This is a genomic window from Streptomyces polyasparticus, assembly GCF_014493765.1.
GTDB lineage: Bacteria > Actinomycetota > Actinomycetes > Streptomycetales > Streptomycetaceae > Streptomyces > Streptomyces polyasparticus.
The window spans coordinates 351,045-363,466 of record NZ_JACTVJ010000001.1 but is presented as its reverse complement, the minus strand read 5'-3'; the positions used below and the strand labels follow the sequence as shown (position 1 = coordinate 363,466).

Here is a 12,422-nt window from a genome sequence, read left to right as displayed (position 1 = left end):
GACTACAAGTGGAATTGGCCTATTACTCGGACTATGCCGTGCGTCTCGTCAACAGCGAGGAACCACTGCGCGGCAAGGACACGCTGACCAGCGTCGAGGCGGTCCGCGCGCTGTTCGGTGCCAACCAGTCGGCGGCCCGGCGCGCGACGGACGCGGACGTCACGCGCTTCCGTTCGGTACGGGGGCGGCTGCGCGCGGTCTTCGAGGCGGCCGACAGCGGGGACGAGACGCTCGCGGTGGACCTGCTCAACTCCCTGCTCCTGGAATTCCCGGTGAGCCCGCAGATCTCCGGGCACGACCACCGCGACGACCAGGACAACCCGCTGTGGCACATGCATCTCGCGGACCACCCGTCGAACGCGACGGCGGGCTATGCGGCGATCGCCTCGATGGGCCTGGCCTTCCACCTCACCGAGCACGGCGTGGACCGCCTCGGCCTGTGCGAGGCGGCGCCCTGCCGCAACGCCTATCTCGACACCTCGACCAACCGCTCGCGCCGCTACTGCTCGGACCGCTGCGCGACCCGCGCCAATGTCGCGGCCTACCGGGCCCGCAAGCGCGAGGAGGCGGCGGCCCGTACGGACCGGGACGCGAGCACGGGACGCACCGCCGAGAAGAGCCAGAACAGCAGCCGCTGACCCTTGGCGCGCGGCCGGTAGCGCCCGAGCACCTTGGCAAGGACGAGCTCCTCGGGGACGGTCCCGTAATCCGTGCTGTCGCCGCCGGCGAACGCATTGTCCCCGAGCACCCACCAGCCGCCCTCGCGCCGCTCGACCGCGCGCTTGACGACCAGGAGGTCCTGCTGGAACGGGTGGCACAGGACCACGACGTCACCGGGCCGGATCCTGCTGCCGTTCCGGATCAGGAGCTGGTCGCCGTGGTACAGCGTGGGCACCATCGAGGGCCCGTGCACCTCGGCGATGCCGAACGGCACTCTGCGCTCGTCCACTCGCCCCGTTTCCCGCATCAGGCACCTCCTGCCGACCGTCTCGCCGCCACCCTCACAGTGTGCAGTCGGATCGTCCACGGGTCCCAGGCCCACCCTGGACTTTTGACCTAAGCCGCCGGGGGCACCCGCGAAACTCACCTTCCCAGGGAGTAATCTCCCACTTGAGAAGACGATCACGAGGAAGGACAGCTACATGCTCTCCCGCCTGTTTGCCCCCAAGGTCAAGGTCAGCGCCCACTGCGACCTGCCCTGCGGTGTGTACGACCCCGCCCAGGCCCGTATCGAGGCGGAGTCCGTCAAGGCCGTCCAGGAGAAGATGGCGGCGAACGACGACGCCCACTTCCAGGCTCGCGCCGTTGTCATCAAGGAGCAGCGCGCCGAGCTCGCCAAGCATCACGTCTCGGTGCTGTGGAGCGACTACTTCAAGCCCCCGCACTTCGAGAAGTACCCGGAGCTGCACCAGCTGGTGAACGACACCCTCAAGGCCCTCTCGGCCGCGAAGGCGTCGACGGACCCGGCGACGGGCCAGAAGGCGCTGGACTACATCGCCCAGATCGACAAGATCTTCTGGGAGACCAAGAAGGCTTGATCAAGGGCCTGTTCGCCACGACCGGCGAGCGGTGCACCCTCGCAGGTCAGCGAGCGTTTCTGAAGGGGCTCGGCCGTCACCCGGCCGGGCCCCTTCGGTGTGCGCCCTCTGTCCTGCCGGTGGATCAGGCCCTAGCCGGCGGACGGCTCGTAGGCGCTGATGGTGTAGCGGGCTTCGTCGTCGATCGCGTTCCTGTCGCCGTCCAGAGTGATCCGCGCCGGGCGCCCGCCGTCGGCGTACTCCGCCTCGGCCGTATGCGCTCCCTCGCGCCGCGCCTGCTCCAGCCGCTCCAACAGGTTGCCGATCGTGGGCACTTCAGCGGGCCCGTGCCGCAGTGCCAGCCGGCTTTCGTCGTCGAGGCCGACGATCTTCTCCCCCTTGCCCTCGCGGACCGTCACCCGGAAGGTCCCGTACAGGACCTGCGCGCTCGACTTCAGCGTGTACGTGTACGAGGCGGGCTCCTCCCAGGTGGTCCCGCTCTGCCCTGTCCCGCCCCCCTGGGCGGACACCGAGGACGTCGGCGCGCCGGTCCCGCACGCGGCGGCGGTGCACAGCAGCGCTGCGCCCAGTACGGCGGCGGACGCGAAGCGGGAGGCGGACGCGAGACGGGTGGCGGAGCGGAGGGCGGTCATGGGCGTGGGGGGCTCCTTCGGTGACGGCTGCCGCGCTTCGGAACCGGCTACCGCTGTTGCGGTGACGGCTACCGCTATGACGCCGGCCGGCCCTGGAACGTTCGGGCCCGGCGGCCACCGGGACGGGCAGCGCCCTCACCCCGGCCGGCCCTGGAACGTTCGGGCCCGGCGGCCACCGGGACGGGCAGCGCCCTCACCCCGGCCGGTAATGCTCGGCGAACAGACGCGCGACGAGTTCGCCCCGGCTGGACACCTCGGTCTTGCCGAAGACGGCTTTGACGTGGTCGCGGACGGTGTGCGGAGAGATGAACAGCGCCGAGGCGATCCCGGCGGTGGACAGCCCGCGCGTGATGAGCTGCGTGATCTCCAGCTCGCGTGGCGTCAGGCCGTACGCCTCGGCGACGAGGACCGCCCGGTCGGCGGCGCCCGCCGGTTCGATGACGAGGGCCACGGGGCCGGGCTGCCCGGCGGGGCCGCTGAGGCAGGAGGCATGACAGGTCAGCCAGCGGCCGTCGGCGGTTCGGATGCGCATCCGCGCGCCTCCCGGCCGGTCGCGCCCCTGGGCGATCGCCCGGGCCTGCAGGGCGGTGGTGAGCACCCATACGGGCAGCCTCAGGCCCAACTGCGAGGGAATGGACGGGCCTTGAGGGAGCCGCGCGAGGTACTGCCTCGCCTCCTCGTTGATCGACATCGGTTCACCGGAGGGGGCGAAGAGCACAAGGCCGGGTGCGGGTGCTTCGGTGGTCCCGGTGGGCGGGGAAGGGCGGGCGAACCGGCGCAGGCGCAGGGCCAGCGGAGTGGACAGACCGGCGAGCAACGCGGTCTCGTCGGGGCCGAACGGGGCGCCACCGCTCCCGCGGAACAGACTGACCACGGCCCATGGCCGGTCGCCGACCCGCAGGACGGCGCGCAGCTCGTCGTCCACCCCCTGGCTCCGGAGCAGCCGGCGAAAGCGCGCGCTGCGGGCGGGCAGGCCGTCGGTGGCGGCGCGCAGGCCGGCCGCCGGGACCTTGGCGCGGACCAGGTCCCGGAACGGGAGGACGTTCTCCTCCAGAAGTTCGCTCTCCCAGTACTCGGCGCAGCGTTCCCGCGAGCCGAGGTTCTCCACCACCATCGGCGCGGTGACGAGGCCGGTCTCCGGGTCGGTGGCAGCCCATACGGCCGAGTCGAACGGCATCAGCCTGCGCAGCTCGGCGGAGGTACGGCTGAAGAGTTCACCCGTGTCGGCGGCCCGGTCCGCGCTCGACAGCACCTTGGCGTGACCGGACAGCGCCTCGGCGCGGCGGCGCGTATCGGCCATGACGATCCCCCTTCGTCCGGATGCGGGTCAGATCCGGATGCAGGTCAGACTCCCCCGGCCTCCCGTTCTGCGCCAACCCCCCGATCGAGGGGGGTATTTCCGTCCGGCCACCGCTGGTGAGGGATGGGATCGGCGTGGGTGACGGGTGAGGCTCGACGAGGTCGTGCGGCCATCCGGCCACGGCCCGCAGCGCGAAGGGAACACCATGGACATCGCCATCGTCGGCGCGGGAGCCGCCTCCGCAGGACTGCTCGACAGCCTGGCGGCCACTGCCGAAAGCCCCGGGACCGTCACCGTGTTCGAGCCGTCCCCGCATCTGTGGCGAGGCCGCCCGTACGGCCCTGATCTGGACACGGTGCTGGTCAATGCGCCCCCCTCGATCATGTCGATCCGCCACGGGGATCCCGGGCACTATGCGTCCTGGCTGGGCGGGCGCGGCACCGCCCATCTCGACGTACGGCTCGGACAGCCGCTGGTTCCGCGCGCGCTCTACGGCGAGTACCTGGCACACACCGCCGAGGCGGCCTCGGCCGACTTGCGGCGAAGCGGCCGGCACGTGCGCATCGTCACCGCCCTCGTCACCGACGTGACCCGGTCCGAAGGCGTCTGGTCGCTCCGCACCGAGGACGGCCAGGGGTACACGGCCGACCACGTGGCCCTGTGCGTGGGCGGGGGAACACCTCAGGATCACTACGGCCTCGGCGGCGCTCCCCGCTTCTTCGAGGATCCTTACCCGCTGGCCCGCACGCTCGCCGAGATCCCGGCCGGCGCCGGTATCGCGGTCATCGGAAGCGGCCTGACCGCCGTCGACGTCGTCGTGTCGCTCGCCGCGCGTGGGCACAGCGGGCCGATCTCACTGCTGTCGCGCAGCGGTGTGCTGCCGCATGTCTGGCAGCGCCCGGTCGGCCACCGGCCTCGGCATGTGACCGTCGAGCGGGTGGCGGCGCTGCACCGGCGGCACGGTGCGGTGACGCTCGACGACCTGACCGGCCTCCTGCGGGCCGAACTGGCGGACGCGGGAGAGGACTTCGGGGCCTTCGCCGCCGACCTGCGGGCGACCGGGACGGAGGACCCGGTACGGCGCTTGCGCGCGCAACTCGACGCCGTCGGCGATGCCCGGATCGCCCGCAGGGTCCTCCAGGAGACGGCGCACAGCGTCGGCCCGTACGCATGGCGGCTGCTGCCCGAGCCCGACCGGCTGCGGCTCGGGCGCCACTTCCGTACGGCCACGAGTGTGGCCTCGCCCATGGTCCCGGTGAACGCCGCCGCCGTGCTGCGGCTGCTGGAATCCGGGCAGCTCACCGCTGTCGCGGGCGTCCGCAAGATCGAGGACGCGAACGGGGCGTTCCATGTGTACGGCGACTTCGGCGAGCGCACCTTCGACGTCGTCGTCAACGCCGTCAATCCACCGCCGCGGGCGGTCCCCCGGGCGGCCGCCCCGTTGGTGACGGCCCTGCTGGCGGACGGCTCGGCCGAGCTGCACCCGGCGGGCGGACTCGTGCCGGCCGACCCGAGCCTGCACGTCGTGGGCGACCTCTGCGGAGGCGGTCCGTTCATCACGTCGAGCATCGCGGGCATTGCCGCGCAGGCAGCACGAGCCGCCCAGGCGATCCTCGCGGCCGGGGCCCGAGGGGCGGGTGGCGCGAACTGAGGTCCTTTGTGTTGTCGCGTGCCCACCCATGGACGGGTGCGCGGGCCGTCCGGGAGCATGGCCCGCATGCCGATCTGGACCATCAGCGCGGAGCCCGTCACCGGTGCCGGGGTCGACGAGGTGATGCGCGAGTACTTCACCGAGATGGGGCGCCGCGTGCTCGGGCGCGCCGCCAACGAGAGCGAGCTGCTTGCCGTCATGGCGCACGACCCGCACACCGATCTCGGGCCGCCCTGTGGGGAGTTCCTGGTGGCGCGGGACGGCGAGGGAGCATTCCTCGGGTGCGTGGGGGTCCGGCTGCTGCCCGGCAGCTCCGGGACGGCCGAGCTCAAGAGGATGTATGTGCGGCCCGACGGGCGCGGTTCGGGCCTGGGCCGCGGGCTGCTGCACGCCGTCGAGGAAACCGCGCGCAAGCTGGGGGCCACCCTTCTCGTGTGTGAGACCAACACCCAGCTGGTCGAGGCCCGTTCGCTGTATCTGCGCAGCGGCTTCGAGGAGACGGCGCCGTACGAGGGCCACGGCCGCGCGGACCACTGGTTCGCCAAGGTGCTGGCCTGACGGCTCCTCGGCCGGCCGTCGCGTCCTCCCCTCACTGATCCCGCCGCCGTACGGACACCACCGCCACCGCCGCCGACACCAGCGCCCACACCGCGTACACCGTCCACGCGCCGCTCTGTGTCCACCCGAACTGCGGTGATACGTAGTGGGGTTCGGCCAGGCGGAGCCAGGCCTGGTACGGGAGGGCGTGGCCGAGCAGGGCCGAGAGGTAGCGGCCGTCCGTGAGGACGATCGGGAGCATCAGGAGCACGGTCACCACGGCGATCATCGTCGTGGCGGTGTGGCGGATCAGGGCGCCGAGCGCAAGGCCGGCGAGGGCCGAGACGGGGGCGAGCAGGGCCGAGGCGAGCACGATGCGCAGGGCTCCGGGGTCGCCGAGGCCGATGCCCGCTCCCTTCGTGCCGAGGATCGCCTGTGTCCCGTAGAAGGAGGCGAGGGCGAGGAGCAGGCCGAAGACCGTGCTCACCAGGGCGAGCACCGCCGCCTTCGCGCCGAGGACGGAGCTCCGCGCCGGGACCGCCGCGAACGTCGTGCGGATCGTTCCCGTCGCGTACTCGCCGACGATCGTGAACGCGCCGAGCGCGCCGAGCGCGAGCATCAGGACCAGGGCCGCGTTGCCGTTGTACGCGTGCTGGAGCGGGATGCCGTCGCCGATGAACGCGGCGGTGTCGGCGGCATTCCGCGCCGACCAGTGACTCACCGAGTCGTACGCCGTGCCCAGGTTGAAGGCGAGCACCGCAAACGCCGTCGTGGCGTACGCGATGGGCGTGGAGCGCAGCGAGCGGGTCTTGATCCACTCGGCTGCGGCCACGTCGCGGAAGCGGGCGCGGGGGCGGAGTTCGGCGGGCGGTGCCGTCGGTGCATACGTCATCGGGGGTCCCCAGAGGTGAGGTCGGCAGGAGAAACGTCGGCAGGAACAAGGTCGGCGGAGGGGAGACCGGCCGACGGGAGATCGGCGGAGGGGAGATCGGCTCCCACGTACTGCGCGCTGTCCGCGGTGAGTTCCATGAACGCCCGTTCCAGGGAGGCGTTCTCCGTGGAGAGGTGGTGCAGGAGGATGCGGTGGTCGAGGGCCACACGGGCCACGTCGGGGGCGTCGAGCCCGGTGACCTCGAGGCGTTCGCCGTACGAGGTGACGCTCGCGCCGGCCGCCGTGAGCAGGTCGACGAGCGCGTCGGGCCGCGGCGTACGGACCGTGACATGGCGGCGGGTGCCGCGCGCGGCGAACTCGGCGAGCGACTGGGCCGCTATCAGCTCGCCCCGGCCGATGACGATCAAGTCGTCGGCGGTGTGCTCCATTTCGGACATCAGATGGCTGGAGACGAAGACCGTACGGCCTTCGTCGGCGAGGCGGCGGAACAGCTCGCGCACCCAGCGCACCCCCTCCGGGTCGAGCCCGTTGAGCGGCTCGTCGAAGAGAAGCACGGGCGGGTCGCCGAGCAGCGCGGCGGCGATGCCGAGGCGCTGCTTCATCCCCAGCGAGTAACCGCCGATGCGCCGGCCGGCGACCGCGGTGAGGCCGACCTCGGCGAGCACCTCGTCCACCCGTCCCGCCGGGATCCGATTGCTGCGGGCGAGCGCCATGAGCTGGGCCCGTGCGCTGCGGCCGCCGTGCACATCGTGGGCGTCGAGCAGCGCGCCGACATGGCGCAGCCCGCGCGGCAGGCCCCCGAAGGACCGGCCGTCCACGGTGACCGTGCCGCTCGTCGGGGCGTGCAGCCCGAGGATCATGCGCAAAGTGGTCGACTTGCCGGACCCGTTCGGCCCGAGGAAGCCGGTGACGCGGCCCGGCCGGACCGTGAACGTCAGGTCCCGGACGGCCGTCGTGGACCCGTATCGCTTGGTGATTCCCTTGACCTCGATCATGGGGACAACGGTGCCGGGCGAGCGGGTGCCGGGGCGTCCAGCCGGCGGTGACACCTCAGGGCCGCGGATGTCACCCGTGGTTGTACGGCTGCGGGCCGATGACCGCGATCGGGCGGCTCATTACGATCACCGCATGACCGCGATCCCGGCAGGCCGCCCTCCGCTGCTCAGGCGCATACGCCCCGAGACGTGGGCGGTGGGCCTCTGGTTCGCGGCTTACACGTTCGTGCTTCTCGACGAGTTCTTCCTGCTGCCCGGCGAAGCCCTGATGGACGGCGAGGTGAAGCCTTCGTTCGACCCGGGGCCCGCCGGCTGGGCGCTCCTCGCGGCGGCCACGGCCATGGTCGTGGCCGGCAGCCTGCTGATGCGCGGCCTGCCGCTCCTCGGGTACGCACTGTTCCTCACCGGCTCCGCCTGGGCGGCCGCCACGCTCGGCGAGGCCGACCAGTTCGACGTGGTGGCGTTCCTGCCCCCGGCGTTCGCGCTCTACTGCGTGGCGCTGCGCCACCCGCGCAGGACCAGTTCCCTCACCGCCTGCCTCGCGCTGATGGTGCTCGTCTTCCCGGTGGGGGTACGGCGGGCGATGGGTGCCAACATCGACACCGCCCAGTTCCTGGCCGTCCTCATCACCGTCCTCGTCGCCTGGTTCGTCGGTGACGCGACCCACCAGTCCCGCGCCCATGTCGCCGCTCTGCAGGCCCAGGCCGCCGCGCAGGCCGTCACGGCCGAACGTCTGCGTATCGCCCGCGAGATGCACGACACCGTGGCCCATAGCATCGGCATCATCGCGCTCCAGGCGGGCGCGGCCGCCCGCGTGGTGCACACCCAGCCGGAGCGCGCGGGCGAGGCGATGCGCGTGGTGGAGGAGGCGGGCCGCGAGACCCTGGCGGGTCTGCGCCGCATGCTGGGCGCCCTGCGCGAGCCGGAACCCGGACACGGGACCGGGCCCGACCCCGGGCACGGGACCGGATCCGAATCCGGCCCCGAACTCGCGCCCCTGCAGGGCCTGTCCGACCTGGACCGACTGGCCGCCTCGACCTCGGCGGCGGGCGTCCAGGTCGCCCTGACCTGGGCCGGCCCGCGCCGCCCGGTGCCGCCGGAGATCGATCTGGCCGCGTTCCGCCTGGTGCAGGAGGCGGTCACCAATGTCGTACGGCATGCGAAGACGGAGGCTTGTGAGGTGCGTGTGGAGTACGGCGAGCGCGAACTCGCCCTGGAGATCACCGACCGCGGCCAGGGACCTGGCGGACCCGGAAAGCAGGCCGGCCCCGGGAGGTCCGGCGGACCCGGAAAGCAGGGCGGACCCGGCAGCGGCTTCGGCCTCCTGGGCATGCGCGAGCGAGTGACCCTGCTGCACGGGGAGTTCAGCGCGGGCGCCCGCCCCGGCGGCGGCTTCCGGGTCGCGGCCCGGCTGCCCCTGCCCGCCGGCGGGCCGCGATGATCCGGGTCGCGCTGGTCGACGACCAGCCGCTGGTGCGGGCCGCGCTGCAGATGGTGATCGCGGACGCGCCCGATCTCGAACTCGTCGGTGAGGCGGGCAATGGCATCGAGGCCGTCAAGCTCGCCGCCGAGGCCGCTCCCGACGTGATCGTGATGGACATCCGTATGCCGGAGATGGACGGCATCGAAGCGACCCGGCAGATCGTGGCGGGGCCGGCCGGGGCCCAGATCATCGTCCTGACCACCTTCGACGACGACGCGTATGTGTACGGGGCGCTGCAGGCCGGAGCGGCCGGCTTCCTGGTCAAGGACATGGCCCTGGAACAGATCCTGGACGCGGTCCGCGTGGTGGCCGCCGGCGACGGCCTGCTCGCCCCGGCCGTCACCCGCCGCCTGATCAAGGACTTCGCGGCGGTACGGACGCAGAAGCCTTCCCCCGTACGGGAGTTGAGCGCGATCACCAGCCGTGAGCGCGAGGTCCTCACCCTCATCGGCTCGGGCCTGACGAACGCGGAGATCGCCACGGCCCTCACCATCTCGCCCGCGACGGCGAAGACCTACGTCACCCGCCTCCTGGCCAAGCTGGACGCCCGCGACCGCGTGCAGCTGGTGATCCTGGCCTACGAGGCGGGGCTGGTCGGGACGCCCTGAGCCGGCTGCGCGGCCCCCGAAAGGCCGGCACGTCGGGACACCCGTACGTCAGCTCGCGAAGGTCCAGCGCGTGGGCGCATGCATGTCCGCGTCCCACCCGAAGACCTTGGCCGGGCGGACCAGATACGCCGGGCCCGCGTTGCCGTCCCCGTCCGTGATGCCTTCGGGGCAGGGGCTGACCGGGTAGGAGTACTTGGCCGAGTACACCTCGCACATCCGCTCCAGGTCCGCGCCGTCGGTGACCGGCCGCGCCAGGCCCTCGACGATGACGGCCGCGCGGCCGTCCTCCAGGTGCACGGTGAGCGCGGGCTGCGCGGCGAGGTTGCGCACGGCGAGCGAGCCGGTGCTGAACCAGAAGCCGTCCGCGAGCCATACGCCCCACACCGGCCGGCTGTGCGGCGTCCCGTCCGGGCGCGTGGTCGCGATCCAGTAGTGCTGGGCCGCGACGAGCCGGCTCTCGGCCCACTCCCACGGCAGCAGCTCCCCGGGCGGCGCCGGCGCCCCGTACATCAGGGGCGCGGCCGCCTGTGGCGGCGGGAGCGGGTCCACCCCTCCACGGTAGCGCCGTACGGAGCGGAGGTAGCGTGAAGCGCGATCCGCGCCCGGAGGGGACCACACATCCCCTGGCGCACCGCACCGCCCCGAAGGACCCCCATGCCGCCCGCCAAGCCCCGCATCCTCTACGTCACCGACCTCGCGTACCCGGCGCGCGGGCGGCGCTACTGCGACGAGGACATCGCGCTGACGGCGCGGCTGCGCGAGCACTTCGCCCTCGCGCTGTGCCACCCGCTGGACGCCACCGCGCTCCTTGACGGCTTCGACGCGGCGATCGTCCGCAACAGCGGTCCGGTGCTCAACTACCTTGCGGAGTACGAGGCGTTCGGGCACAGGACCCGCACGACCGGCCTCCCCGTCTACAACACCTCCGACGGCCGGGGCGACATGGCCGGCAAGGACTACCTCGTCGACCTCACCGACGAGGGCCTGGCCGTCATCCCGACGGTCGCGGCCGCCGATGACCTCCACCGGCTCCCGGCAGCGGACGCGTACATCGTCAAGCCACGCCTCGGCGCCGACTCGCTGGGACTGCGCACGGTCGCGCCTGACGAGCTCGCAACGCTCCCGTACGAGGAGGGGATCCTGGTCCAGCCGAAGATCCCATTCCGGTACGAGGTGTCCTTCTACTTCGTCGACGACGCCTTCCAGTACGCCCTGTACGCACCCGACCCGGAGCGGCGCTGGGAGCTGGTGCCGTACGAACCCACCGCCGCCGACCTGGAGTTCGCCCGGAGCTTCATCGCCTGGAACACCCTGTCCTTCGGCATCCAGCGCGTGGACGCCTGCCGCGCACCCGACGGCGCGCTGCTCCTCGTCGAACTGGAGGACCTGAATCCGTATCTCTCCCTCGACCGGGTGGACGAGGCGACACGGGAGGCGTTCGCGGCGGAGATGACCGCGTCCGTACACCGCCTGCTCGACGCGTCGGACGCGCGCTGACCCCGCGCCCAGGGCCGCCTAGGGCCGGCGGGCCGAACGCGGGCACGCTCGGCCCGCCGGCCTGAGCGGAACGCGGGCGCGCTCGGCCCGCCGGCCCTAGGCGGCGTTCAGGCAGTCGCCGCCTTGAACACCGCCTCGCCGAGCCGCAGGTTCTCCGGTGCCGCACCGCCCGGGAACGCCCACAGGCGGCGCGCGTACGCGTACGTCAGGCCGGTCGACGGGTCCGCCCAGGCCTCGGAGCCCGCGGCGCCGCAGTGGCCGAAGGCGTCGGCGCCCAGATACGGGTACCGGACCTGCTGGGTCTCGAAGCCGACGAGGAAGTGCTCCACCTCGCCCGTGACGACATCGGCGCCGGCCGTCCGCTCGCCGGTGAACCGCGCGAGCGTGTCCGGCCGAAGGAGCGCGGGACCGCCGTCGAGACCGGTCAGCGCGGCCGCGTACAGACCGGCCACACCGCGCGCGTTGCCCACGCCGCCGGCCGACGCCGGGCCGTTGGCGCGTACGAGCGGCGAGTTGCCGTACACCGTGATGTCGGGTGTGCCCTCGACGTTGAACGCGATCCGCATCGCCTCGCCGAGCACCCCCGCGGCGAGCTGCGCGGCCTGCTCCGGCGTCGGGCGCATCGGCAGCACATCGCGCGTGCGGCCGGCGAGCTGCTCGGGCAGCCCCAGGTAGAAGTCGAGTCCGTACGGGGAGCGCAGCCGCTCCTCGTAGATCTCCTGGACCGTACGCCCGGTGGCCCGGCGGACCACCTCGCCGACCAGCGCACCGATCACCAGGGCGTGATACCCGTACGCGGTGCCGGGCTGCCACAGCGGCCGCTGTCCGGCCAGGCGCGCGGCGAGCGCCGGTTCGTCGGCGAGTTCGTCGACGCTCGCGCCGCCGGGGATGCCGACCACACCGGCGCGGTGCTGGAGCAGTGCGCGCAGGGTGAGCGCGCTCTTGCCCTGCGCCGCGAACTCGGGCCAGTAGTGGGCCACTTCGCGGTCCAGATCGAGCACGCCGTCCTGCACGAGCAGCGCGGTGACCAGATAGGCCGCGCCCTTGGTCACGGAGAACAGGGGCGCAAGTTCGTCCCCGGCCTCCTGCGCGTCCGTCACCGCCCAGAGGTCGACCACGCGCCGGCCGCCCTGATAGACGGCGAGCTGCGCTCCGGTGTCGGCGGGCTCGCCGGCCACGACCGCCGCGAACTCCTCCCGTACGGCCTCGAATCCGGCCGCCACCTCGCCCGCCACCTGCACCCGAGCCGTCTCCGCCATGTCTCCCCCTTGTGGTGTCCCTGCGCGCGC

General features: G+C 72.7%; 14 protein-coding genes. 7 read left to right on the top strand and 7 right to left on the bottom strand.

Going from position 1 to position 12,422, the window contains the following annotated elements; all coding sequences use genetic code 11:
* Window positions 1-8 precede the first annotated feature (8 nt).
* The gene (locus H9Y04_RS01540; protein WP_187811752.1) at window positions 9-638 is read left to right on the top strand and encodes a CGNR zinc finger domain-containing protein; all 630 of its coding nucleotides are present in this window, start codon (window positions 9-11) and stop codon (window positions 636-638) included.
* Here the strand turns inward: H9Y04_RS01540 and sodX are convergent.
* Window positions 542-967 carry a nickel-type superoxide dismutase maturation protease gene (gene sodX / locus H9Y04_RS01535; protein WP_187811751.1) on the bottom strand — a complete coding sequence of 142 codons (426 nt, stop codon included), beginning with the start codon at window positions 965-967 and terminating at the stop codon, window positions 542-544. The genes H9Y04_RS01540 and sodX overlap by 97 nt on opposite strands.
* A gap of 175 nt (window positions 968-1,142) precedes the next feature.
* On the opposite strand from sodX, the gene sodN reads away from it, so the two are divergent.
* Window positions 1,143-1,538, top strand: a complete 396-nt coding sequence (sodN, locus tag H9Y04_RS01530) for a superoxide dismutase, Ni (RefSeq protein WP_187811750.1) — start codon at window positions 1,143-1,145, stop codon at window positions 1,536-1,538.
* Window positions 1,539-1,669: 131 nt separating this feature from the next.
* Here the strand turns inward: sodN and H9Y04_RS01525 are convergent, their stop codons facing one another.
* Window positions 1,670-2,170: a DUF6174 domain-containing protein gene (locus tag H9Y04_RS01525; RefSeq protein WP_187811749.1), complete on the bottom strand. Its 501-nt coding sequence runs from the start codon at window positions 2,168-2,170 to the stop codon at window positions 1,670-1,672.
* 193 nt (window positions 2,171-2,363) lie between these two features.
* Complete coding sequence (locus H9Y04_RS01520) at window positions 2,364-3,470, bottom strand: LuxR C-terminal-related transcriptional regulator (protein WP_187811748.1); 1,107 nt, start codon at window positions 3,468-3,470, stop codon at window positions 2,364-2,366.
* Between the two features lie 205 nt (window positions 3,471-3,675).
* Here H9Y04_RS01520 and H9Y04_RS01515 point away from each other — a divergent pair, with 205 nt between their 5' ends.
* Both H9Y04_RS01515 and H9Y04_RS01510 read left to right on the top strand, forming a co-directional pair.
* Window positions 3,676-5,121 (top strand): FAD/NAD(P)-binding protein, encoded by a 1,446-nt coding sequence (locus tag H9Y04_RS01515; protein WP_187811747.1) that lies wholly within the window; start codon window positions 3,676-3,678, stop codon window positions 5,119-5,121.
* Between the two features lie 66 nt (window positions 5,122-5,187).
* Complete coding sequence (locus tag H9Y04_RS01510; RefSeq protein WP_187811746.1) at window positions 5,188-5,679, top strand: GNAT family N-acetyltransferase; 492 nt, start codon at window positions 5,188-5,190, stop codon at window positions 5,677-5,679.
* A 31-nt stretch (window positions 5,680-5,710) separates the two neighbouring features.
* On the opposite strand, the gene H9Y04_RS01505 is transcribed toward H9Y04_RS01510, so the two are convergent.
* Window positions 5,711-6,550, bottom strand: coding sequence for an ABC transporter permease (locus H9Y04_RS01505; protein ID WP_187811745.1), 840 nt, complete (start codon window positions 6,548-6,550; stop codon window positions 5,711-5,713).
* Complete coding sequence (locus tag H9Y04_RS01500; RefSeq protein WP_187811744.1) at window positions 6,547-7,545, bottom strand: ABC transporter ATP-binding protein; 999 nt, start codon at window positions 7,543-7,545, stop codon at window positions 6,547-6,549. The genes H9Y04_RS01505 and H9Y04_RS01500 overlap by 4 nt, the downstream gene beginning before the upstream one ends.
* A 133-nt stretch (window positions 7,546-7,678) precedes the next feature.
* Here H9Y04_RS01500 and H9Y04_RS01495 point away from each other — a divergent pair, with 133 nt between their 5' ends.
* Together H9Y04_RS01495 and H9Y04_RS01490 are read left to right on the top strand one after the other, a co-directional pair.
* Entirely contained in the window at window positions 7,679-8,986 is a 1,308-nt protein-coding gene (locus H9Y04_RS01495; RefSeq protein ID WP_187811743.1) for a sensor histidine kinase, read from the top strand.
* Window positions 8,983-9,636 (top strand): response regulator, encoded by a 654-nt coding sequence (locus tag H9Y04_RS01490; RefSeq protein WP_187811742.1) that lies wholly within the window; start codon window positions 8,983-8,985, stop codon window positions 9,634-9,636. The genes H9Y04_RS01495 and H9Y04_RS01490 overlap by 4 nt, the downstream gene beginning before the upstream one ends.
* Before the next feature lie 48 nt (window positions 9,637-9,684).
* Here H9Y04_RS01490 and H9Y04_RS01485 read toward each other — a convergent pair whose 3' ends face one another.
* Entirely contained in the window at window positions 9,685-10,185 is a 501-nt protein-coding gene (locus H9Y04_RS01485) for a pyridoxamine 5'-phosphate oxidase family protein (RefSeq protein ID WP_187811741.1), read from the bottom strand.
* 105 nt (window positions 10,186-10,290) lie between these two features.
* On the opposite strand from H9Y04_RS01485, the gene H9Y04_RS01480 reads away from it, so the two are divergent.
* Window positions 10,291-11,133, top strand: a complete 843-nt coding sequence (locus H9Y04_RS01480) for an ATP-grasp domain-containing protein (protein ID WP_187811740.1) — start codon at window positions 10,291-10,293, stop codon at window positions 11,131-11,133.
* Window positions 11,134-11,240: 107 nt separating this feature from the next.
* On the opposite strand, the gene H9Y04_RS01475 is transcribed toward H9Y04_RS01480, so the two are convergent.
* On the bottom strand, window positions 11,241-12,392 hold the full coding sequence (locus H9Y04_RS01475) for a serine hydrolase domain-containing protein (protein ID WP_187811739.1): 1,152 nt from the start codon (window positions 12,390-12,392) through the stop codon (window positions 11,241-11,243).
* Between the last annotated feature and the right edge of the window lie 30 nt (window positions 12,393-12,422).